Source organism: Enterobacter cloacae complex sp. IR5450, from assembly GCF_049238665.1.
In the GTDB taxonomy this organism is placed as follows: Bacteria; Pseudomonadota; Gammaproteobacteria; order Enterobacterales; family Enterobacteriaceae; genus Enterobacter; species Enterobacter hormaechei_C.
Genome location: NZ_JBMKIC010000004.1, coordinates 1 through 21,317, shown reverse-complemented (window position 1 = coordinate 21,317; position 21,317 = coordinate 1). Strand labels below are relative to the sequence as shown.

Here is a 21,317-nt window from a genome sequence, read left to right as displayed (position 1 = left end):
TCATACTATTTAGAGAATGCAGAAAGCAAAGCAACAGTGAATGATGCTGTTCCCGCATTCATCATGCAGGTTTTACCGCCAGAAAATCCACTTATATTTTGCGAAACAGAGTTTCCTGAGGTTGGGTATAGAGTGATGGTGTCACCACCTTTAATAACTCTTACCTTTCCTGCCACGTCAACGGAGGATGTAGCTACCGAGGTTAGCGTGCCATTACTCATCGTATAGAAGTTGATAGTACCTGTAGCGGTTCTGCTTATGCCACATCCGGACTTCTGCTTTTGTTTGTAGTTAAAAAGCACCATGGTGCCAACTGGCATAGACTCCAGATCGACTGTTGATGCCTGGTATGCCTTGACTCCATTAACCATATCAGGGGCTTCATCGTCAGGTGTTGATAAGCTATATCCTAAAGTCAAATCATTGACCGAAGGGTCATTACCTGACACACCTTTTATTTGTGCAACATTTAGCGCAATGAAGTTAAATCCAGTGAAAATTGGTTTCATTGGCTCCCTGAACATTAATCCCGGAGGGTAAACTCTTGAAGGCGCCCCGTCATAAGATACAGATATAATATTGAGACCCTTTTTAAGAGTTCCGATATTTGTTGTCTGCTTGCCCGTGAATGATGCCATGCCATTACTCGCAACCGGCCCTGACAGATATGCAGCATTCCTGATATCATTAAGGATAACAGAGAATTGGTTCACACGACCTGAAGTTGTATAGGTGGGATTATAAGGCTCGAACAGTGTAACTGAAATATCGCTTGAGTCACTCCACACAAAGTACCTGCACGTAACATTCTCAGATGATGGGCTGATAACCCCCCAACCACCGAGAGCATCCAGGTAATCACCACCACTCAAATTAGCTATCGAAGGTAAATACCTTGCACCAGATGGATATCCAAACCCTACAAAAGACAACTGAGTAGTAGGGATGACATTCTTATTATTCCTTGCAGTATAGACTCTTTCCTTAAATACTTCTTTTGCTGCATATGCGCCGATGTAAGCATGCCCAACAGTTGAGGGATGGCTTTGGTCGAACACAGTCCCGCCCGCACGCTTTGCAATTTCAGATATTGAATAAGCACCAATATCAGCATAAGCATCAGTTGTTGCCAATGATAGGTCTAAAAACTCAACTTTTGGATACAATCTCTCAATGCGCTTCTTAATTGATGATTCAAGAAATGCTTTCGGCGCATCATTATTATTCATAGTAACGAAGCAGACAGGGCTTCCATACCCCCATGCTTTTCTTATAATCTTTTCGAATTCGTGAAAATATTGATCAAACCCGATGGTCGGTAATTCACCGTTATCATTATATCCAAGGCTAACGAAAAGAACATCAGGCGCAGTTTTTCCATATGCGGAGTTCTGGAAGAACCCATAATCAAAGTTAGCATACCCCCAACCTGTGGCTAAAGCCTTTCCTGAAGAGGCACAGTTGTATCCTTTAAAGATATTTGTTGTGCTATCAGATAACATGTTTAGGCAGTCAGTGAATATCCTGAACCATGAATATGATCCACCATTAAGATTATGGTTGTAATTTGTTGAGCTCAGATTACCACTGGCATCAGTAGGGTTTGCAGTCCACCCAGAACTGTAAGCTCCGTCCGTTATAGAATCTCCAATGATACCGACATGACAAGCAGCAATCGTTGATGGGTATCCCTGTTTGTTTGCAAATTGAGCAAGAGTGCCAAGGGCTGTAAAATCTGTCCCGTTGGTTGCAAGACCCACATCAAAGACATGCTCGTTCCCCCATGGGTCGCGAGTAAGAATTTTCCCTTCACCGATGAATTTTGTTACATCATCGTCTGGCAGGAAATTACAGCGTAGCTGGACACCCTTCGGAACATAAATTTGTCCTGTGTAAGCGTATACTGCTGCGCGGTTATCAGTCGTGCTATCAATGACGACCCCTGGAACATATTTTACAGCTAATGCGTCACTGCGGTATTTACCGTTGCTTAGCTCTGTCCTTAAAGCGGCATCCCCAACACTGACCCACTTCCCGTCACCAATACCGCCAGTGCTATCGGGAGTAGATCCTGGGGGAACTACTTTGGGGAGGGTTCCGTCCCATCTGTAATATTCCCCGTTGCTCTTCCAGCGCAGGCACTCGTTAGCAAGGCTAATGGTGCTGCCATCTTCAAAAGAATCCTTCGTGATATAGCCATAATTCAGAATTGCCTGATTCGCATCGTAATTTATTCCCGCAATTGTACGATGTTCATCGCCGAACCTGTCAACATAAACATGATTTTCTGACGTAACGAACTCGTCGATTTTGCCTGCGTTGAACTTCAGATCACGCGGGGATTCGCTCGGTACTGGCAGATTAGTAGGTGTAGTGGCCATATTTATTCCATAAAAAAACCCGGCGCGATGACCGGGTTAGGTTTGTCGGGGGGCGGTTCTTATTCGTAGATGGCGTCGCTGTATTCCGCGACTGTCAGAGATACAGTGTTGTCCGTGTTAGGTTTGATGCTGTTAACCGTCCATAGTTGGCTGTCCAGTTCCTCCACGGTCGCTATGAGGTAGCGCGATGGGAGCTGCACAGTGTCTCCGTTCCATATGTTGAGCTGAATGTTAGGGATAGCCGCGGTGAATCCGTACTTCGTGTCGCTACGGGCGGTGGCCGGATAACGAAGAGTTGGGTTACCCAGGCTGTCGGTAACCAGCACATACATCGAACCGGTAAACCTGATCGGCTCGCTGGTATCGAAGTTATTACCGGCGCGGCCGGTGATGTAACCCTGCTGCTGGTTGCTGTCGTAGATGTCGGGCATCTGAATGACGCTACCGACCTGGATAATGCCGTCCTCAAACACTTTCGCGTTCATCTTCACGCGCGAGTAGATCAGGCGTTTGGTTTCGCGTAATGCTCGCTCCCGGGCTTGATATTCATTACGGAAGCCGACGATCTCCAGCTTGTTTGGGTTTTCCGCTTCCTGCTCGACGATGGCGCCGTTCAGCACGCGGTAGTTGATGTACGTCTTATTGTTCGTGGTCGGGTGAACATAGGACACCTGCACGCCGTCATAACCGCCCGGAAGAGTGGCCTCGTACGTCATTTTGTACTCGTCAGTCTTCATGTTCGCCCGGTTGAATACGGCCGCCGGGTAATCAACCTTCTGGTCTCGAGTAAACGTCAGCACGCCATCATCCCAGTACGCCACAACCGACGCCGCATTGCAGATCGCCTGCACGCGATCGCCGAGTGAGTCGTTCTCGTCGTCAAACGTGTAGTCGAAGTAGCCCAGTCGCTCATCAGGCAGGCTTTCGGCGATCGAGTACAGCCCGTACAGGTCAATGCTGCTTACCGGCTGCTCACCCATGATGAGCCAGGTGTGAGCCACTGCATCAGCGAACGAGCGCGACGGCCGCAGTGTATAATCCACCGTCTGCGTGTCCAGGTCGTACGTAATGGTGTGGCGCGTCACCAGTGCGTTATATTTGCGCTCGCGGCTGCCAAGAGCGTTCTCTGTCGCCCGGACTTTTACTCGCACAAGCGTGTCGGTCGGGTGAACGACGTTTGTCCTGATGTTGATGCTGTGGATCTCTTCGACCTTGAGCAGTGACGCGTCACCGGAGTTATCCGTGCGCTGGAAGCTGACCGCGTATTTCCCGAACCCGCCGGTCGGAGTGATCTTGTCAGTGCGATAAAACACCTCGCTCGTCGACTGGTGCGGCGTCGTCTGCCGGTACGTAAACGTCTGCTGCGTTCCCGGCACCTGGTTGTAGTCGTCGTCGATTTTCCAGATGACAACCTTCCAGTTGGTCTCTTTCTTCCCGCCGAGGCTGGACTGGGTATGCAGCCACAGCTGCGTTGACACGACCGGGGAAAAGAACGGCCCAACCACCAGCGCCTCGTTATCGTTGAGGATGAATTTCGTGGTGTTGATCGTGGCATTCGCCGGGATGTCCTGCGGTCCTTCGAGCTGGTTCATCGTAAACGTGTACCAGCGCACCGGATTCACCACCGCGCCATCGTTTGTTTCAACCGCTGAAATCAGCGTGCCTGAGAATGTCGCGTCGGTGGTGACGCTGCCTGAGGCCGTGCTGTACGTCACGTTGATGGTGAAAGTCACAGCGTGCGGCAGAACCAGCCCCATGAAATAGTCGAACTCAGCCTGCTTAACGATTTTCATCGCTATCTGGCCGCCGGAATACGTTCCGCTGACCACCGTATTTGCCGTTGCTGTTTCGATCGGAAAATCGCTGGCTTCGTTCTGCCCCGGCACCTCCTGCCCGTCTACGTCATCGAACCCGTATCCCTCGACGATCTGCGGGATTACTTCGCCAGGCTGGAAGAACTGGAATTCGGCACCGGCCAGAGAGCCCAGGCTTGATTCCGAGTAGCGCACGGACTCATAATCGTATTTACCGATTCCGATGCACATCCACTCTGTAACGTACTTCAGGCCGCCGTCGGTGGACGTCTGGTGCACGTATTCGAATACCGACTCCTGAATCAGATCCGGGAACGAACGAATCTGCCCGTAAATGTCCGGCTTTGCCTTGTAAACGCGAGCGGTGTTTGTCTGGCCGGTCAGGCTATTGTTTGGCGAGTCGACGGTATTACCGCCGTTGTTCGCGATTGCCGGCTTCGGCGCCAGGAACGAAAATACCTGCCCGACTATCTTGAACAGGGGGCTAATGAGCGGAAGGGATTCGAGGCTTTTAGGCTGGTCGAATATCTGGATGCGGTCCAGTTCGCGCAACTCAAACGCCAGCTCGTCATCGTCGCCAAGCTTCACGCCATTGCGGACGATCAGCAGGTCGCGGTGAAATGTAGCGTCATTGGCCGCCAGCCAGTCATAAAAAAGGGTGCCGTTTGGCACCCTGTAGCGTTCTTTTGGCGTTCCCGGGAAACGCTGAAGCTCAATCAACGCCATATGAAAAAAACTCCACTTTGGTGAATGCCCGCTGAATGACCAGTAACGAGTCCATGCGCACGCTTCCGTTCTCGCCGCGCGAGTGCAGCGCCTGGCGGTTCAGTACCAGACCAACATGTGCCGGTTGCGTGCCGCGGTACCCAACGAATATCCCGCCCTCGACAGGTTTATCAACCTGGTGCCAGAAGACGACGTCACCCTGATAGCAGGTGAAGAAGTCAGCTCCGGCTTCGTAGTCCGGCGTCTGGTGCAGCTCAATGCCGAGAACGTGCCGGTAATACAGCACGCATAATCCCCAGCAATCCACCTTCTCGAACGAACAGGCCCGGTTAGCCCACGGCACGCCGATCACCTTCCGAACAAAATCAGAGGTACTGAAGTCCCGTATACTCGACTGGATCATAAAGGCGACCAATATTGTTGTTCAGAGGGTTGGTCACGGAGAGGGTTACCGATGCAGCGTCGGCGTCGATGTCGACCGTTTTTACGTATAGCTGCCAGGACTTAATCGGTACCGACACGTCACCGCTGTCGAAGATCTGCCTTGTTGCTGTGATGGCCGTCAGCCGGGCTGCGCCCTTCCACTGCTTCATCAGCGCTTTGATATCCGACGACAGCCGCCCAAGCTTCACCGTCGCGTCGATAACCGGCGTACCGCTCTGCTGACTCTCTTCGATTTCAAAGCGCGCTGGTGTGTACGTCTGGCCGCCAAGCGTTTTCGGGAAGAACTGCTTATCGACCAGGCGGACATAGCCAAAGGATGGATGGTAAAACGTGATTGTGTCGTACAGCCCGCGTGTCGGGCGCTGCTGCTTATATTCCCTGAAGCTAGGCATTACGGCACCCTCGGCAGTGATTCAGGATCGCGCCCGTCCGGATAGCCAGTCACCACGATATCCAGCACTGAAGGCCATGGCGGCGGCAGCTCAACAATAACGTCGTCGAACTCGTCGTCGGCGTTGTAGAGGTGATTCGCAATAACGGTCCCCGTCCAGGTCACCACCCCGCCGTCGATACTGGTTTGCACCGGCATCTGAGTGAAGTGAAGCTCCTGCTGCTGGAGACCGCTGCCGCCTAGGTTGATATTCATCCGGAACCAGTTCAGTCCCCGGTTGAGATAGTTCGGGCTGCGTAGCCACTGCTGGAATGCTCTTTCCTCATCCAGAGTGAAGATCCACGTCAGTGACCAGGTCACTTTCAGGTCGTCGGTTTGATTCTCGAAGATGGCCGGGCCGACCGCTGGTTGATCGGTCTGGAACCCGGTATCGAGCGTCATGTTTTTGCTGGCCTTCTGCGCCAGCGGCAGCCAGTCGGGATAGTCGATAATTGGCATCAGCCCTGCCCTCTTGGCGTGCGTTTAACGTTCATGTTGCTGGTTATGGCGTTACTGATTGGCCCGCCGTTGTTCAGGTCAGCGACGATTAAATCCACAGTCACGCCGCCATTGCCGTCAGAACTGGCCTGCGCATCTATTGATGAACCGTTATAGTTCTGAACATTTAAGACAACGTTTATGCCTCCCCCACCCTGCATATCCTTATTGCTGATCACCTTGCCGTTGTCGCCCGGTATCATGTACTGCTTACCGGTACTGGCCTGGTAAATCTCAGGTTTCCCTCGCTCACCGACCTGATAAAGACCTCCTGCATTCACCGGGCCGCCATTGTAACGCATACCGGTTAAAGCAAGGCCCTGTGCCAGGCCTACCGTTGAAGCAATTCCGGTCATGGCAGGAACTGAGTTTGCCCCAAATGAAGCGAGACTCGCCATGGCGGCGGCAGGAGCCCAAGCTGTAGCCAAGATTGCAGCCTGAGATGCTCCAGCAGCAGTAGCCGCTGCGCCCAATGTCTGCCCTATAATGAAGTTTTTGAGGGCCTCAACTCCAACCTGGACTAGCGCATTGACCACGCTGTTCAGCATCGTATTCCCGAGCGAACGCATAGCATCCTGCGCTGACATCGTTCTGGTGAACAGCCCGGTTAACGCATTGGATGCATTACCTGAAAACGCATCTACTGCACTTGTCAGCATGCTGTACCCCAGGCTCTGCTGGCTAAGAAGCTCCCATTGTGCAGCGGTTCTTTGCTGCTCATACTGCGTATCGGCAGCATTTTTAAGGGCTAATGCATTCTGGTGAGCTAATAATCCCTGCTGCTCGAACTGTTGGATAAGGGCCAGTTGCTGTGCGTGCTGATTAGCTAATTGCTGCACTGGATCAACCTGTGCAACTGCCTCTTGCTGTGACGTCACCGCCTGCTGCGCGCGGATTTTTGCGAGGTTTGCCTGGTGGGTTGCCTCCAGTCTCTCAGATGTCTGATTGAACTGCTCCTGGCTGATTTTCTTAGCAGCCAGAGCGGTATTCAGATCCTCAACATCCTGCTTATAGTTGGCGTTTTCGCGCGCTTCTGGCAGGAGCTTCTCGGCTGCGGACTGCGCCTTAATGGCGTTGGCAGTGTCCCATTTTGTTGCGGCGTACTGCCCAGCCAGCGCGATCTGTTCCTTCGTTGCGCCTTTACCAAGTGACTGCTGAGCATTCAGGATCGCTTGTTCGCGGCTCAGCTTGTTTGTTGAGTCGGCAGCTAGCTCTGACTGCTGCTTCAGGTTCGCCAGTTTCTGAGCAATAGAATCAGCCTGGGAGGCTCCTTTCTTTTGCTCTGACTGAAGTGTTTTCTGCGCCTGCGTATTTTTGTACGTAGCGGCGGCGTCATCCTGCATCTGCTTAGCGTGCGGATCATCCTTCGCAAACCCGGCATCTTCGGCAGCGTATTGCGCCTGCAACCTCGCGCGGGCCTCTCCCTGTAGCTTAGACAGTGCCAGATTGCGCTCTGACTGCTTTATAAGGTTCTTCTGCCCTGAGGTAAGATTGTCGACCTCTTTTTTCATTCCGGAGAGATTGATCTGGGCCTCGCCAGCTACTCGAACGAGTTCCGTCAGCGGGCCAAGGAACGTCCTTATTGCATCAGCACCTGACTTTGTCGAACTCTCTGTGCTCTGAAGTTCAAGAACGAGCCTTTGTAGTGCTTCAGGCGTTGGATTGTTCGCCACATCAGAGAGTTGCTTGCTTAGCTCGAATGCGCGCTGCTCAGACACGCCAAATTTATCCGCAAGCGTGGTTACTGTGTTCTGGATCGCGTTGGCGTTAACGGTGAACTTTGCTCCAGCGTCCCTTGCTTGCTCCATGGCTGCCGAGTAGTTGTCAGCTGTTGCCCCGACTGTAGAAAGGTTTTTGTTGAATTCATCGATGGAGGCAATACCACCAACGAAAGAAGTCTTCAACTTGTCGGTGAATCCAACGATAGAACTGGAAGCATCGTTGATGGATTTAGGGATCTTCGCTATGGCAGCGTTGTACTCAATCATTGCCTGATTTCTCAGGATGGTTGCTGCCTCGGCGTTTGTTCTTGCCAGGTTCGCGTACTTATCAGACAGAGCGGCCACGCCATTTTGGGAAATGGTGATCACCTTATCCATCGCTTCGGCTGCATCTTTCAGCGCGTCCATGGCGTTCTTTCCACCATTAAGCGATGTAATCAGCACGCCAGCGATGACAGAGCTCAGCGCGATCACTGCGCCAACTACCGCGCCGCCTGGACCAAACGCGCCAGCGAGCTGCGAGCCCTGCTGGGCGAATGCTACCAATGCTGACTGGCCGCCCTGGACTTGTACGATAAAGTCCTGCACCTGGTAACCAGCCTGCTGCATGCTGGACTTCCAGCCTTTGTTGCTGCCCATCGAAGTATCAGCAGCACCTTTCATGTCGAAGAGCCGCCCGGTCAACTCGCCGATCTTCTGCTTCTCTTCGTCGGTGGCTTTCGACCCTGCTCGCAACTGTGCAGCCAGAACTGCGGCACTACGTGCGCCATTCTCCTGCGCTTCGTCCAGCACAGCCAGCTGGTTACCCAGCGCCTCGATGATGGATTCTGCACGGCTGAATTCACTGCTCGCACCACCGGTGCCGCTTCTGGCCTCTTCCATTGCACGGGCAATGCCACTCACGTTGGTGTTCAGCTTGCGCAGCTGGTTGTCCATGGAGTTGGCATATCCAGCCAGTTCTGTAAACGCGGCCCCGGTTTGTGAGGTACTCTCGTCGAGGTTATCCATGCCCTTTCCGGACTGCTGGGCCGCAGCATCCAGTTTATCCAGAGCATCAATGGCCTGTTTGCCGCCTTGTAACAGCGGCTCAACGTCGGCGCTGATTTCATAAACGATGCTACCGGCGTTCTTCTCACCTGCCATGTCATTCTCCGGTTATTGCTTTGCTTTTGCCCTGCGCGCGGCCTGTTTAGCCAGGTATTGGTCGGCGATGCTGTCGTATTCATCGCGAGTGAAGCCTTTCTGGTCCGGGTATTTCGCCGACAGCAGCATCTGAAATTCGGTCATCGTTAACTGAGAGGCTTCAGTGCGGTTCATTCCGAAGTGGCTGCGAGCTGCGCTGATGTAGTCGAATGCTTTAAACTCTGTAGTGCGCTCGCCTGTTTCATGGCGCTGCAACTGGCGAACCTTGGCTTTTCCGACGATGCCGTGCTGCATGAGGTGCTGCGCCAGCACGATAATGTCGTTCTTTGGCAATCTGCCAGGCCGGTATACGACGCAGTGCCGCCACCCCTTCCACTCGCCTATCATTGGCGCCAGGTCGTCATCGCAGCACGATTGCAGCACCAGCATGCACGTTGATAACAGCTTCTCGGCAGCGCGGTTGAATGATGGAGATAGCCAGTCAGGAAAGCGCCCCAGCGTGCCAGCGCACACCTCAATGAGCTGAGCGACATCATTGCCGTGGATGGTGGCGTATGCCTGCACAATCTCTTCCGGGCTGCCGATCCTGGTCATAGCCTCGAATGAAGGCCTGAGCAGGTAGTCTTTCCCGCCTTCGCGGCTGTCGCTTATAGAGAGTTCGCCAATATCGGTTAAAGCGGTCATAGGCCTTCCAGTAAACGGTCATTATCAAGGGCAGCACGCCGCCCTTTGGAATGTCCGTTAGGTGACGGTAACCGTGTGCACGGCCACAAAGTTTCCGTCTTCGGTGTTGATGATGATCTGCGCGCTGCCGGTGGCGACGCGCGTCACGGTAACGGTGTTGCCGGAGGCGGTAGCCGTTGCTTTGGTCGCATCGGTAGTCGCTACAGTGAAATCTTTGTTTGTAGCGCCGGTTGGTGCGATGTTCACCGTGAAGGTGCTGGTACCGCCTGCCGTGCCGGTGCTGGTTGTCGGGGTTACCGTCACGCCAGTCACCGCAACCGCAGTCAGCTCATTCACTTCAATGGTGGTTGCATCACCGACTTTGAACTCGGTAGAGAACGTGACGATGTCGTTGGTACCGCCGTCAGAGCTCAGCGCCGTAATGTTCATGTAGCCGATAAATTCGACCGGGCCGTAGTCCATGCGCACCCAGATACCAGGCTGGCGCTTGGCCTTCAGTTCGTCAGCGAAACACTTGATGAACTTGCCGACACCGTACTGATCCAGCTTGTCCTTCTTGCGCACTTCACCTTCAAAGCTCAGGGTGAAATCACTGTTGGTGATGATGGTCTCGACATAGCCGCCGCCGTCATCCGCATCAGAGGTAACCGAGTTCGGGTTGAAGTCGAAGCCCTTCGACGTACCAGCGGCCAGCGCCATCCACTCAGACTCAAGTGGCTTGACGTCCGGGCAGCCATCGGCGACTTCCAGCACGACCGCACCGCCGAACAGGCGCTCGTTCGAGTTCTGGCAATTAGCCATGTGAAACTCCTCTTTGACGTATAAAAGAAAACCCGCCGAAGCGGGTTATTTGGTTGGGGATGGCTATTCGCCGTAAGTGCAGGCGAACTGGAGTCGGAAGACTATTCGCCCTTCTTCTGTGAGCACCGGCGCGGGAATTGCGCCCATGTTCTGGATGTAGCCGACGCACTCGTCAGCCATAGGGTTGGCCTGGACATAATCGACGATCCGTTGCACAGCGCTGAGTGCGTCTTTGCGCTTATCTTTTGCGCCGACGACGTCGACCAGGACGTGGTATTCAGAGCCCAGATTGGTTCGGATATTCGACCCACCGTTAGGCCTGAACACCATGATCGCCTTCGACAGGTCTCCCGGGTCGTCGTACATCAGCTGCTGCACCGTGAAACCGGTAGTTAGCCCAGCGTCGCCGAACATGTTGCGCACCCGCTCGTGCATCATGGGTGTCATAGCGAAAGCTCCTTGCGCATCACCGCATCAACGTTATCGCGCTCGTCATTTGCGCCTTTGGTCAGGAACTGAGGCTCACCATGCGGATCCCAGTAGTTGCCCGTTCCTGTCCCGCCGCCGAACTGCTGCCCGGAACTGGTCACACCGAAGTGCGCGCGAGGCTGACCTTTGAGTTTGCCTGACGCCTCATGCACGTAAGCAGCATAGTTTGCTGAGTAACCGATGCGCCCGGTGATGAGCACGCCGCCAGCGTCAATTTCGCGGAACTGGCTGTTAATAAGCGTGGAGGTGTCGATCGGAGTGTAATAGGCTGCCCGGGCACCGATGAGAATCATCGCTGACTGGAGGGCGCGGATTACCTTGCGCCCCTTAACGTCGTTGATGACATCGTTCAGGTGCTTCTTCGCCTGGCTGATGCCCTTCACTTTGATGCCCATGGCTACACTCCCGTAATTATCGCCCAGTCATCTTCCAGACCGTCGAGAGTGTCGTTCCAGCGCGTCACGTGACGGACCTCATCAGCACCTGCTACGACCGGATCCTGCTCAGCGCTAACACCAATCAGGATGTAATCGCCCTCATCAGCTAACACATACGCAGTAAAGAAGGTGTTTTTTACGACAACCTCTTTACCGATGGAGCCGAGCTTTGCAGACAGGCCGCCGATGTAGTCGCACATGATGGTTTCAGGCGGTTCGTATGGGTCGACAGGATCGCCCCACTCGTCATTACCGCCCGCGCCCTTACGCCATATCGTGCACGGCTTATTGTATGACCATGAAGCAGTAGACGACATCAGCCCTCCTTACAACTCAAAACAACCGTCACGTTTCCACACTGGCCTTTCAGTTGCTCACTGCGCTTAATGGGATTCGGTGGGATGTAAGAGTCCATGACGACTTCACCAACACGATAAAGTCGGCCGTTTTTCAGTAACCCGCCTCGCTTCATTCTTTCCACCTCAGCACTTTCGCGCCAGTCGCCCGAATGTGCGGACAGTTGATGAACCACTCACCATCCGATTTCACGTAGCCGGTAGTTTCCCGCCCGGTGTCGGTCATCACCCATACGCGGGTAAACGAACGCGGCAGGCCTTGCTTAACTGATTTGTACGTCATCAGCAGCCCCCGACCACCATGAACAGGCCGACACTATTACCAGCGCTGATCGGTAACTCACCGGTGCATCCGCTGGTATCGAGACGGGCCAACGAGTCGCGCAGCCAGGTAATGCTGTCGTCACCATATTCAAACGAGCGGGACGCGCCAGACGGCGCACCCTGTGATTTGATGCGGCGCGCATCAGACGACGTAGCCATAAGCGCGGCGGCGTACATCAGGATCAGCTTTGCGGTGCAATCATCGTATCCAGCGCCATCGAGGCACGGGATAATTTTGTTGACCGCGCAGAGAATCGGATCCAGCAACGCCATGGGAATGGTGTAACCCAATTCACCGAGGTACGCCTGCACGTCTGCCGCTGTGATTGGGTCAGCCATGGTTATTTCGCCTTCTTGGTTGCTTCTGCCAGTGCCGCTTCGGCTTCGTCAGCGCGTTTTGTTTCTGCTGCCAGTGCGTCGGCGTGAGCCTTGTCTTTTGCTTCACCATCGGCGATTAGCTTTTGGTTCTGCTCCAGCGCGTCCGCGAGTTGCTTTTTCAGGCCAGAAAGGTCTGCCGCCTGCGCGGACGGAGTTGCCACTTCGAAGGTAAGCTTCTCGCCTTTCTTCTTGTCGGTTTCCTTCGCCTTGCCAGCGCTGATCCAGCGCTCAGCCGTTGCGTCGTCAACATCCACCACCGAACCAACCTCCAGTTTGCGGAGATTGGCACCGGCGTGCAGGTTACTTGCCACGATTTCTACCAGTGCCATGATTTATCCTTAGCTTGATGCGTGAATGACGGAGTATTTGTTGTTGATGTCCTGCTTGACCATCAGCCCCATTGCACCCCAGGTGCGCCAGATGTAGTCGCTGTTGTACTCCGGGCGGGGGGAGGCAACGGTACCGATAGCCTGGCCGACGATTGGAGCAATGACACCTGCACTCAGTGGAACGATGACGATTTCGTTACCTGACAGTTGGCTGTCTTCTTTAATCGCCGCTACACCGGTCAGCTTCAGGATTTCATCCATGATCGTTCCGGACTGGAAGTTGTCGGAGAAGTAGCGTTCCAGGTTGGAGATGATTTCGCCGGATACATACCAGGTCTGCTCTGCATACTGGTTGTTTACGCGACGCATCTGATCACGAAGCGCGATTGCCCCGGCGCGGATGTCCTGAGACGTTGCTGTGCCAGAGGTAAAATCGATGTTCAGGCCTGAAGCGCCAAGGTCGATCTGCGCTACGCGCTCATCGTCACGCAACCCTTTCCAGGTCAGACCGTCAAACACTGCGAAGTTGCCAGCTTTGTCGCGGAAGCCGTTGAAGATGTAGTCAACGTAACGACGCTGAACGTCTTCAACCGAACCACGCTGCGCATCAGCCTGCGACTGCAATGCCTGCGGGCTGTTGAAGATTGGATCACGCCATTCGAACTTAAAGCCCGAGTCGTGAATAGGTACCATGGTGCCATCGAAGGAATAGCTGCGAGCATCCAGCGCCGCACCAACCTGACCGGACATGGAAGTATGAGCCCAGCCGCGGCCGCCGGTACGAGCGTAATCGTAACGAGACTGCTCAATTCGCACGGAGCGAGAGAGCGGCATCAGATCGTTCAGTAGGGTGAATTCGGTATTTGGCTCGAACTGCTGAAGCACAGTTGTGTCGAAAGCGCGATACAGGCGGCGGATATCGTCAACTGCGTTCACCGCGTCGAGATAAGGGGCGTTTTCTGCATCACCACGGAACTGAGTGCGCGCCAGAAAATCAGCTGCTGCCTGAGCACTGGCGTTTCGCTCAAGTTCGAGAGCGCGCCATTGCGCCTGGTTTACCGCGAGGTTACCGGTCTTCTCGCCGATAGACTTGGAGAATACAAACATTCAGTGCTCCTTATTTGAACACAACGCGAATCAGATCGCCCGCCACCGCAGTGACTGCTTTATCTTCTTCGACATAAGCGAATACGGCGGCATCATCTACAACCGCAGTGATCTGACCGTTGGCTACTGCAACCGGCTGGCCTTTGGTGTAAGTGCCCGCTGCTGCTCGCACATTTAGGAACATGCCAGGCAGCGGATGAATACCAACAACCAATTCATTGGCTGGGATTGCGTCATCAACACTCAGGCAGCGCAGGTAGTCTTTGTTTGCCACATACTTGATGGCGGATTCTGCCCCGACCACAGAGGCCGTGAACTTGTCAGCAGTACTGAAGAAGCCAACAGTACCAGGCAGAGTCGATGCAGCCGCCACGCCTTCGCGGTTAAGCAGCGGATTAGGGAACACGCCGCCGGCGTGGATAATATGCTTTCCGTCTTTAGCCATTTTTTACTCCGGCATTTCGCTGACTGATTGGGTGTTGGTTGCCTGATGGCGGAATGCACCGTTCAGGCCGAAAGATGTCTGGCACTTGGCGTACATGGCGTCGAGCGCCTTACCGTCCAGATCCGCGACTTCGTCGTCGCTCATGTTCATCGCCAGCTTCACAGCCGCGCGCTTTTCGCCTTTCTCTTTATCGGCGTTAGCGCTCAGGCTGTTGAAAACGACGTCCACGCGATCGGCGAGTTTCTGCGCCCACGCTGGCATCTCTTCGTTATTGGCGGCCTGCTCTTTTTTCTTGGGCTTGCCGGTTTCCGGGTCGATTTCTTCATCGCCTTTTTTCTTGGCGATGGCTTCTTCGGCTTTCATCTGGTTGTATGCGTCCATCAGCTCGGCGTCGGACTTGCCTTCAGTCGGCTTACCAGCGGCTTGCAGCGCATTGATAATCAGTTCTTTCATCGGATCGTTCTCTCCGTTGGTTTTAATCTCGTACTCAGGTTGTTTGCGCACGACTTCTACAGGTTCGCCGACGAATTGGGACTTGCCGTCATCGTCGATGATGTACTTCTGTTTGAAATAACGGGAATCATCCCGGTATACGAAGGTGTCAGGCCATACCGACTCTGGCCAAAGCCAGTTGTCATCAGATCGACCCTCTCGCAGCTTTTCACTGATTGCGCGCTGGATGTCGTCGAAGGAAAAGTTGGAGGCATTGGTAAAGAAGAATTTTGTTTTGTTGATCAGGCCATCGCGGGTGCAGTCGATTCCGTCAGCCAGGCGGACAAATTCAATCTGTTGCTCATCACCTTCTGAGTTAACGAAGATGCCCACGCCCTCCTCCGGCGTACCGGCGCCGGGCTCATCAAGCAGCACCGCCACATGGTCAAACATCATGTTGGTGGCGATCTCGTTGTACTTTTTGCCCTTCGACTCGCCGTTGGCGGCGATACCGGAATACAGCAGGCCGGTGGAGATATGGATCGGGTCGGAGTTGGTACCGGCCAGCATCTCATCCAGGCGATTAATCAGGCGCTTACCCTTCTCGCTGGATTCGGCGTACTGGCGGTTAACGTACATATCACCCGTCACTTTGCCGTCTTTGTGGCTGACGTTCTGTAGCCATGCACCGACGTGGTACTCGTTCACCGCCCGGACATCTCGCGCCGACACATGCTTGCCGTCCACTTTCGGGTGGCCCAGCGGCATCGGGTTACGCTCGAGCGTGTTGTAGGCCTTTTCGATTTCTGCTGCCGGGTACAACTTCCGGTTCATCACGATATCGTCCACGACAGGCGTGATGCCGCGAACCACGATATGTGGCTTGCCGTCGATGGTTTCAGTGGTGATGTTTGAAGCGGAGTTGACGACGGTCAGCACGTTAACGCGGTTGCGTTTCATGCTTGATCCTCGTTATTGGATGGTTTTGTGTAACGCTCTGACGATAGCTTTTACTTGGCGGACGTTGCCGCGGCCTTGTGACTTGATGACCTTGCGATCGCCTACCTGCTTCATCATCGCTTCGACGCCACCGATCTTAACGTGCGTGCATGAGATATCACCAAGTCTCTTCGATTCGAAATAAACGCCGCTCATATGGGCCTCATTGGTGGATTTCAGACAATAAAAAAGGCCGCCGAAGCGACCTTGATTAATCGATTAATGTTATTCGTAGCTTCTTTTGTCTAAATGATTCTCAAGATTTTTATAAATTTCGTCATAGGCTAAAGTAAAGTCATTTGTGCTAGTTTTTCTTCTGCACTTTACCTCTACATCTTCGACATTAACGAAGTAATCATCACCTCTACGCCAGATAAGGCACTTTAATATTTTTTTGCTATCAATAATTTCGCTATTTGCTTTAGAAAGATTTACTTGCACATAGAAAAGCAAGGAGTTGATCTCACCTTCAACCCTTTCCATTTTATGTCCTGGGACCTTTTCTACGAAATCACCCTTCATATTTCCGACAGTAACAATGGGATAGCGTTTATCTTTCGAATCATATAATACTGATTCATCCACACCAAGATAGGTTATTAGACCATTTTGGAAATAGTCGATGCGGGATTGGAGGTCTGCCCAGTACTGCTCCTGAGCGTCTCTTAACTCTGATAATTTTTTCTGAATGTTGTTATAAAAAGACATATTCATCTCCTATGTGTAGGTCACTAATATGTCTCTAAAAAATCATACTTACAACTATCAAATTCTCCACTGCTGACGCTCTTTCTTCAACTTATCCGCCAGCCCTTGGTTGAATATGCTGCCGTCATCGTTGAGCAGCACTGGGATTTGGCTGCAATAGCAATGGTATTTGTTCCCATCAACCGCATACCAGTCGCGCACCTCTTGCACGGTTCTGACCTTTCCATGCCAGAATGCGTGCGTTGTCCTGGTGGTAGGCTTCAGCGCAGAAAGATGGAGAAGACCAGTGTTCAGCCCGAGCCTCTCGGAAGCCCAGTCCGTTTCATTCCATTGAGCTTCACGCAGCGCGCCGACCTGCTCAGTCTGAGCAATGTTCTTTGCCTTCGACATCGACACATCGAGGCGCTTGCTGATGACGCTGGCTGTCTCGCGAGGATTAACCCCGCGCGCTACAGCATCGGTGATGATGTTGGTCAGGTCGCCACGGGCAGTGTCGCTGATTACCTTCCAGTCACTGAACGTTGTCAGCCTGGCCGCCGATATCTGATTCAGATAACCGGGGCTGCTTAAAAGCTGCTGCAGCGTCGTCTGGCTGGCGTACACCTGCGACTGCTGCGAGAGGTTATTGAATGCCTCCAGCGTGCCGCGCTGAGCTTCTGCGACGACGTAATCCATCGCCCAGAGGTTTTGCTCGCCGCCATCAAGCAGGTAATTGTCGAGAATGGACTGCACCGCCTCAAGCAAATCCGCCAGTTCCTGCGCCGACATGTCGTAGATGAACTTTCCGGCGTTGACCTGGTAGAGCCGCATATCCGCGCCGTTGTCGTGGCACAGGAAATGCCAGTTATGGCTGTTTGCCTCACGCTCTCGCCCGGTCAGGCGATGGTCGAACAGGGCTTTCAGTGCCACCTTTATCGCGTAATACCGTTCCTCAATGTCGCGCTCCATCTTGCTGACGGACTTGCGCGACATCGTGGGGTCAACTTTCGACCGTGGTATCACCGGACTTTTCGGCTTCTGGTTGAGGGTAGGCCAGAGGATCAGGTTTTGGTTTGTTGCCATCAGGCGGAACCTCATCATCAAGCTCAGGTAGTGGTTGCAGTTCGCCAGCAGCGCGGATCTCGTTCTCTTCGATAGCCGAGCGTCCAAACGCGTTTGTCGACTTAACGGCCACGTCCGCGAGTTTGTCCATGTTGGCAATCTTCTCTGCCTGGCTCGGCGCCAGCAGATCAGACCAACCTACTGTAATCTCCTCCCCCTGAGCTGGAGGGATAATTCCAAGCGTCCAGAAGCGCGAAACCACATCCGTGATTACGTCGGTCAGAAAGCCTTTCCGGCGGCTCATCCTGGTTCGCCCCCAGCCCTTGGCATCCTCAGTGCTGGCGCGCTCACCCGTCTGCATCCCAACGAGCTCTTTCACAGGGATAGGAACGGTCGCGCAGAACTCGCTCAGCGCGGTACGCCATGTCGGCTCTGGGTCAGCAACAGCTACAGACAGTACGCTGGTGTCGCCCTCCTGCATGATGACTGCGCTATCAGTGCTGTCATTCAACCGCCGGACCTGGTTATCAAGCCCTTCAGATAATTGCGCCTCGCTGACGCCAAGGGCGCGCGCTAACTGAGAAAAGCTGGTTTTAGCACTGAAGTTAAAGTTGAGCTGGCGACTGGCGTTCTTCAGGAAGCCCTCAGACGCACCACCGCTAACCTTCTCGATGTCCAGCAGCTTGTTGAAGCCAGCCTCAAGGAGAGACTTGCCTGAAGTCATAACGCCATCATCAGAGCCCTCGGCCAGGATGATTACGCGATCCGGGTGGACGTTGATGATTCGCCCAGGTCGGGCGTCAAAGTTTCCGTCAACCGGCAGTTCTGTGAACGAGTACATCGTAACTTCGCCGAACGTTTCGCTGTCAGGATTATCGTCCCAGTTAACCGGGTCGATTTGCGCTTCCCACGCAGGAATCAGCTTAACGAGTGCCTTTTCCTGAAGCCTTCCCACAATGGTGGTGTCAACAGGCTCAGACCACTTCTTGCTGTCTTTAATCTGAAGCAGAATCGCAGAGTAACGCCCAACAAGGTTACGGCGGTCCGCGCCTTTAATCTGCTCCCAGCAGCGCTTCAGTAGTTTGTTGACACGCTTATCCCACGCCGTTTGCTTCGATGCGTCCTTTGTCTGGTCGCCTTCGTAAACATCCGGGTAGTCTTCCCAGCAGCCGTCGAGCATGCGCGTCACGGCTGCACCAGCCACAGCATTACGCCGGTACGCCCGGTAGAAGTCATCAAACGTGAGGTGCAGTGGGTAGCCGAACTCCTGATAGAGCCGCTGGCGTTTGGTATTACTGGTGCCGTTAAACAGCATTGAGAGGTTTTTATTACGCTCCCTCTCAACACTGGAGTTACTGGCGCGCTGTTGTTTCATTTCGCTTTCGGTCACGATGTCCTCCGTCAGCGCGATCGCACCAACATGCCGGTGATTTTTTGTGGTGAATGCAGTACGCGATAACGTGTTCCATCCCAGTCGTGGTCTTCTTGCTGGGTGTCGACGTCATCAGGGTTTTTATCGTCACGAACGAGCACCGGAATGCGGCTTATCCAGCCACGGCAATAGTCAAAAACGTAGAATGCCGGCTTCTCAGGCATACCTGATTCCAGCTTCACGCCTTCAACTACCGCTTCGAGCATATCCGCAAAAAGAGATGCGCCATTGATACGGGATCCAGGCTTCTTATCAGCTGGCAACCAGGTAACTCCCTGCGCTTCCATCTTCTGAGCGATCGATAACTCGTTATCGCCGGTGTTGAATATCGCCCCGTCAGCCGGTCCGGGGATCACTTCGCTACAGATGCCCGGCATAATGTGAAGCTGGCCCTGCGTGACACCGTCGATTTGAATCTCTTCCGGCTCGTCGGCTTCTTCGCCCACCAGCCGCTTGTCAATCCACGCCACGCCTTTCGCGACGTTGGTGGATGACATATTCAGACCTTTGTTCAGCTCGTCAGGTGGGCAGCCGTACCATTCTCCAATCAGGATTATTGTCCCTGCCGGCGGGCAGAACTGTCGACCATCTGGCAGCTCGGCGGCAGTACCATCAGCCTGCGCCCACCACAGATTTGCGAACGGCTTCGACTCACCCCAGTCATGCGAGCGGTCAACTGTCCAGCTATCCGGTATGCGGAATGGCTTAATGACGTGCAGCGATTCATTCCACAGGTGGTCGAATCGCCCGCCGCTGGTCACATCCCATGAGCCCTCTACCCACGCTTTGCGCCGGTTCGGGTCTTTGATGGCCATCAGGGTAGCGATGTACTGCGGGTCGAGGTACGGGTTCTCTTTAAACGATCCGTGGATGGCCACGCGGGTCAGCGTCACATCCTCTTCGCGCTCAGTCTGCGGGTTGAAAACCTTCTGCGTTTCTCGAATGATGGTGCCGCGCGGTGCTGGCTCAATGAAGCGCTTCTTTACCCATGTATGCCCTATCCCGAATGGGTTAGTCGTACTGAACGTCTCCAGAGGAATAGGCTTCAGCATGCTACCGTCAGGCAGAGGGTAGTTTTCTGGCCTGAAAGATGATCGACGGCAGGAGAACATCATTTCGTAGAATTCAGCAGACTGCTGTTTCGTCAGCTCGTTAAAGCCGATAAACGGGAATTCCTGTCCGTGATAGTCCCAGTAGTCGCTCTCTTCTTTCCCGAAGCGGAAAAGCAGTTCCTCTCCGGTCGGCCAGACCCAGCGCAATTCACTGGCGGATGCAAGATAACGAGCCCCGTCGTTAAACAGGCGATACATACGCTTTGACTGCGTGATGATATCGGTTAGGTTTTTATATTCTGTATCGAAAATGACGCCACGCCAGAACGAACCATACCCAAGGCCAACTAGGCGACGGAAGCGAGCCAGTTGCGCGGCTGTTTTTCCGGGTCCGCGCGTCCCCTCGTAAAGGATTTCGTTACACGGGCAACTCAGTGACAGTGATTGCGAGCCAGGCAGTGGCTTCCATACTGCTTTGTAATTCATCCACCTAATACCTCGCCCTGCTGTTTCTGCGCCGCTTTTTCCCAGTCATCCACGTTGTCACATGACGGAACCGGCATTACGTTATGGGTGGCGATGACATTCTGCTCCACCTTTTGCTTATTGGTGTAGACGTCACCTACTTCCTTCGCTGCCTGCTCCATAAGTGCGGCAGTGAGCGCCATGTTTTTCATCCCTTCTGCTCTCGTAGCCATGCGATCAAGAACGCGCAGGCGATATGCTTTGTTCGCGATAGGGATTTCGGCTATTTCGGTTTGAAAACGGGTCCTTGTCGCATTGAATAGCGCTACCCATTTTTTCGCCAGGCCGCGACCGCTAACCTTCGTAGGATCGTGCGTCTCAACTTGCTGCGGTGTGATCTTTATGCCGAATTCTTTCTGGACGGCGTCGACCACAATCGATGGAGTGTCAAAACATGCAAGCTGTTGAATGATGAAGGCTTTCACTTCCGGTTTTAACGCAGCCATAAATCACCATTCGTCCAGAACAATCCAAAAGTTAAGCCAACTTCAGCATGCACGTCCCGCATGACCTGGCTATATCGATGTGAGCCACTTCTGCTGGCGCATTGGCCGCATCAACGAGCTCCTGTACTTCTTTGCTGGCACCGTATCGACGTACGACACCAGTGAATTCTTCGAC

At 53.6% G+C, this 21,317-nt stretch carries 23 protein-coding genes and 1 pseudogene; all 24 read right to left on the bottom strand.

The features are described 5' to 3' along the window. Window positions 1-5: 5 nt before the first annotated feature. On the bottom strand, window positions 6-2,381 hold the full coding sequence (locus ACOTYB_RS05200) for a hypothetical protein (protein WP_250018369.1): 2,376 nt from the start codon (window positions 2,379-2,381) through the stop codon (window positions 6-8). A gap of 59 nt (window positions 2,382-2,440) precedes the next feature. Further along, window positions 2,441-4,921, bottom strand: coding sequence for a host specificity factor TipJ family phage tail protein (locus ACOTYB_RS05195; protein ID WP_421765765.1), 2,481 nt, complete (start codon window positions 4,919-4,921; stop codon window positions 2,441-2,443). Then, window positions 4,908-5,324, bottom strand: a complete 417-nt coding sequence (locus ACOTYB_RS05190; protein WP_058685235.1) for an NlpC/P60 family protein — start codon at window positions 5,322-5,324, stop codon at window positions 4,908-4,910. Before ACOTYB_RS05190 ends, ACOTYB_RS05195 begins: the two co-directional genes overlap by 14 nt. After that, window positions 5,287-5,757, bottom strand: coding sequence for a hypothetical protein (locus ACOTYB_RS05185; RefSeq protein WP_058685234.1), 471 nt, complete (start codon window positions 5,755-5,757; stop codon window positions 5,287-5,289). The genes ACOTYB_RS05190 and ACOTYB_RS05185 overlap by 38 nt, the downstream gene beginning before the upstream one ends. Next, a complete protein-coding gene (locus tag ACOTYB_RS05180; protein ID WP_395312629.1) occupies window positions 5,757-6,254 on the bottom strand; it encodes a hypothetical protein in 498 nt (165 codons plus the stop codon). Before ACOTYB_RS05180 ends, ACOTYB_RS05185 begins: the two co-directional genes overlap by 1 nt. Continuing rightward, window positions 6,254-9,157 (bottom strand): tail protein (tape measure), encoded by a 2,904-nt coding sequence (locus ACOTYB_RS05175; RefSeq protein WP_421765764.1) that lies wholly within the window; start codon window positions 9,155-9,157, stop codon window positions 6,254-6,256. The genes ACOTYB_RS05180 and ACOTYB_RS05175 overlap by 1 nt, the downstream gene beginning before the upstream one ends. A gap of 12 nt (window positions 9,158-9,169) precedes the next feature. Continuing rightward, complete coding sequence (locus ACOTYB_RS05170) at window positions 9,170-9,841, bottom strand: DUF6246 family protein (RefSeq protein ID WP_047727152.1); 672 nt, start codon at window positions 9,839-9,841, stop codon at window positions 9,170-9,172. A gap of 57 nt (window positions 9,842-9,898) precedes the next feature. Next, a complete protein-coding gene (locus tag ACOTYB_RS05165; RefSeq protein WP_421765763.1) occupies window positions 9,899-10,642 on the bottom strand; it encodes an Ig-like domain-containing protein in 744 nt (247 codons plus the stop codon). A gap of 63 nt (window positions 10,643-10,705) precedes the next feature. Next, window positions 10,706-11,089 (bottom strand): phage tail termination protein, encoded by a 384-nt coding sequence (locus ACOTYB_RS05160; RefSeq protein ID WP_045898306.1) that lies wholly within the window; start codon window positions 11,087-11,089, stop codon window positions 10,706-10,708. Further along, a complete protein-coding gene (locus tag ACOTYB_RS05155; RefSeq protein WP_045898304.1) occupies window positions 11,086-11,526 on the bottom strand; it encodes a hypothetical protein in 441 nt (146 codons plus the stop codon). Before ACOTYB_RS05155 ends, ACOTYB_RS05160 begins: the two co-directional genes overlap by 4 nt. Window positions 11,527-11,528: 2 nt before the next feature. Then, window positions 11,529-11,885 (bottom strand): hypothetical protein, encoded by a 357-nt coding sequence (locus ACOTYB_RS05150; protein WP_421765762.1) that lies wholly within the window; start codon window positions 11,883-11,885, stop codon window positions 11,529-11,531. A 151-nt stretch (window positions 11,886-12,036) separates the two neighbouring features. Next, window positions 12,037-12,207, bottom strand: a complete 171-nt coding sequence (locus ACOTYB_RS05145) for a hypothetical protein (RefSeq protein ID WP_032665489.1) — start codon at window positions 12,205-12,207, stop codon at window positions 12,037-12,039. Then, on the bottom strand, window positions 12,207-12,587 hold the full coding sequence (locus tag ACOTYB_RS05140) for a DUF7370 family protein (protein WP_421765761.1): 381 nt from the start codon (window positions 12,585-12,587) through the stop codon (window positions 12,207-12,209). The genes ACOTYB_RS05145 and ACOTYB_RS05140 overlap by 1 nt, the downstream gene beginning before the upstream one ends. A gap of 2 nt (window positions 12,588-12,589) precedes the next feature. Next, window positions 12,590-12,955 carry a hypothetical protein gene (locus tag ACOTYB_RS05135; protein ID WP_219989889.1) on the bottom strand — a complete coding sequence of 122 codons (366 nt, stop codon included), beginning with the start codon at window positions 12,953-12,955 and terminating at the stop codon, window positions 12,590-12,592. Window positions 12,956-12,964: 9 nt separating this feature from the next. After that, a complete protein-coding gene (locus ACOTYB_RS05130; RefSeq protein ID WP_047716508.1) occupies window positions 12,965-14,062 on the bottom strand; it encodes a major capsid protein in 1,098 nt (365 codons plus the stop codon). Between the two features lie 10 nt (window positions 14,063-14,072). Continuing rightward, a complete protein-coding gene (locus ACOTYB_RS05125) occupies window positions 14,073-14,507 on the bottom strand; it encodes a hypothetical protein (RefSeq protein ID WP_277105989.1) in 435 nt (144 codons plus the stop codon). 3 nt (window positions 14,508-14,510) lie between these two features. Further along, window positions 14,511-15,899 carry a DUF2213 domain-containing protein gene (locus tag ACOTYB_RS05120; RefSeq protein WP_409248766.1) on the bottom strand — a complete coding sequence of 463 codons (1,389 nt, stop codon included), beginning with the start codon at window positions 15,897-15,899 and terminating at the stop codon, window positions 14,511-14,513. Between the two features lie 12 nt (window positions 15,900-15,911). After that, on the bottom strand, window positions 15,912-16,094 hold the full coding sequence (locus tag ACOTYB_RS05115; RefSeq protein WP_017693194.1) for a hypothetical protein: 183 nt from the start codon (window positions 16,092-16,094) through the stop codon (window positions 15,912-15,914). A 69-nt stretch (window positions 16,095-16,163) separates the two neighbouring features. Then, the gene (locus ACOTYB_RS05110) at window positions 16,164-16,646 is read right to left on the bottom strand and encodes a hypothetical protein (protein ID WP_017693193.1); all 483 of its coding nucleotides are present in this window, start codon (window positions 16,644-16,646) and stop codon (window positions 16,164-16,166) included. Window positions 16,647-16,703: 57 nt separating this feature from the next. Further along, window positions 16,704-17,690: a phage minor head protein gene (locus ACOTYB_RS05105; protein ID WP_421765771.1), complete on the bottom strand. Its 987-nt coding sequence runs from the start codon at window positions 17,688-17,690 to the stop codon at window positions 16,704-16,706. Further along, window positions 17,626-19,077 carry a DUF1073 domain-containing protein gene (locus tag ACOTYB_RS05100; RefSeq protein ID WP_421765760.1) on the bottom strand — a complete coding sequence of 484 codons (1,452 nt, stop codon included), beginning with the start codon at window positions 19,075-19,077 and terminating at the stop codon, window positions 17,626-17,628. The genes ACOTYB_RS05105 and ACOTYB_RS05100 overlap by 65 nt, the downstream gene beginning before the upstream one ends. An 11-nt stretch (window positions 19,078-19,088) precedes the next feature. Continuing rightward, complete coding sequence (locus ACOTYB_RS05095) at window positions 19,089-20,657, bottom strand: terminase (protein ID WP_348575460.1); 1,569 nt, start codon at window positions 20,655-20,657, stop codon at window positions 19,089-19,091. Further along, a complete protein-coding gene (locus tag ACOTYB_RS05090) occupies window positions 20,654-21,142 on the bottom strand; it encodes a DUF2280 domain-containing protein (protein ID WP_112930155.1) in 489 nt (162 codons plus the stop codon). Before ACOTYB_RS05090 ends, ACOTYB_RS05095 begins: the two co-directional genes overlap by 4 nt. A 31-nt stretch (window positions 21,143-21,173) precedes the next feature. Continuing rightward, a pseudogene (locus ACOTYB_RS05085) lies at window positions 21,174-21,317 on the bottom strand (hypothetical protein); the annotation flags it as partial.

Coding starts and splice junctions, on each gene's coding strand:
- ACOTYB_RS05175 (WP_421765764.1), bottom strand. CDS start 9,157: ATGGCAGGTGAGAAGAACGCCGGTAGCATCGTTTATGAAATCAGCGCC.
- ACOTYB_RS05115 (WP_017693194.1), bottom strand. CDS start 16,094: ATGAGCGGCGTTTATTTCGAATCGAAGAGACTTGGTGATATCTCATGC.
- ACOTYB_RS05130 (WP_047716508.1), bottom strand. CDS start 14,062: ATGTTTGTATTCTCCAAGTCTATCGGCGAGAAGACCGGTAACCTCGCG.
- ACOTYB_RS05125 (WP_277105989.1), bottom strand. CDS start 14,507: ATGGCTAAAGACGGAAAGCATATTATCCACGCCGGCGGCGTGTTCCCT.
- ACOTYB_RS05110 (WP_017693193.1), bottom strand. CDS start 16,646: ATGTCTTTTTATAACAACATTCAGAAAAAATTATCAGAGTTAAGAGAC.
- ACOTYB_RS05135 (WP_219989889.1), bottom strand. CDS start 12,955: ATGGCACTGGTAGAAATCGTGGCAAGTAACCTGCACGCCGGTGCCAAT.
- ACOTYB_RS05155 (WP_045898304.1), bottom strand. CDS start 11,526: ATGGGCATCAAAGTGAAGGGCATCAGCCAGGCGAAGAAGCACCTGAAC.
- ACOTYB_RS05145 (WP_032665489.1), bottom strand. CDS start 12,207: ATGACGTACAAATCAGTTAAGCAAGGCCTGCCGCGTTCGTTTACCCGC.
- ACOTYB_RS05190 (WP_058685235.1), bottom strand. CDS start 5,324: ATGATCCAGTCGAGTATACGGGACTTCAGTACCTCTGATTTTGTTCGG.
- ACOTYB_RS05160 (WP_045898306.1), bottom strand. CDS start 11,089: ATGACACCCATGATGCACGAGCGGGTGCGCAACATGTTCGGCGACGCT.
- ACOTYB_RS05095 (WP_348575460.1), bottom strand. CDS start 20,657: ATGAATTACAAAGCAGTATGGAAGCCACTGCCTGGCTCGCAATCACTG.
- ACOTYB_RS05185 (WP_058685234.1), bottom strand. CDS start 5,757: ATGCCTAGCTTCAGGGAATATAAGCAGCAGCGCCCGACACGCGGGCTG.
- ACOTYB_RS05170 (WP_047727152.1), bottom strand. CDS start 9,841: ATGACCGCTTTAACCGATATTGGCGAACTCTCTATAAGCGACAGCCGC.
- ACOTYB_RS05200 (WP_250018369.1), bottom strand. CDS start 2,381: ATGGCCACTACACCTACTAATCTGCCAGTACCGAGCGAATCCCCGCGT.
- ACOTYB_RS05090 (WP_112930155.1), bottom strand. CDS start 21,142: ATGGCTGCGTTAAAACCGGAAGTGAAAGCCTTCATCATTCAACAGCTT.
- ACOTYB_RS05140 (WP_421765761.1), bottom strand. CDS start 12,587: ATGGCTGACCCAATCACAGCGGCAGACGTGCAGGCGTACCTCGGTGAA.
- ACOTYB_RS05120 (WP_409248766.1), bottom strand. CDS start 15,899: ATGAAACGCAACCGCGTTAACGTGCTGACCGTCGTCAACTCCGCTTCA.
- ACOTYB_RS05195 (WP_421765765.1), bottom strand. CDS start 4,921: ATGGCGTTGATTGAGCTTCAGCGTTTCCCGGGAACGCCAAAAGAACGC.
- ACOTYB_RS05180 (WP_395312629.1), bottom strand. CDS start 6,254: ATGCCAATTATCGACTATCCCGACTGGCTGCCGCTGGCGCAGAAGGCC.
- ACOTYB_RS05165 (WP_421765763.1), bottom strand. CDS start 10,642: ATGGCTAATTGCCAGAACTCGAACGAGCGCCTGTTCGGCGGTGCGGTC.
- ACOTYB_RS05150 (WP_421765762.1), bottom strand. CDS start 11,885: ATGTCGTCTACTGCTTCATGGTCATACAATAAGCCGTGCACGATATGG.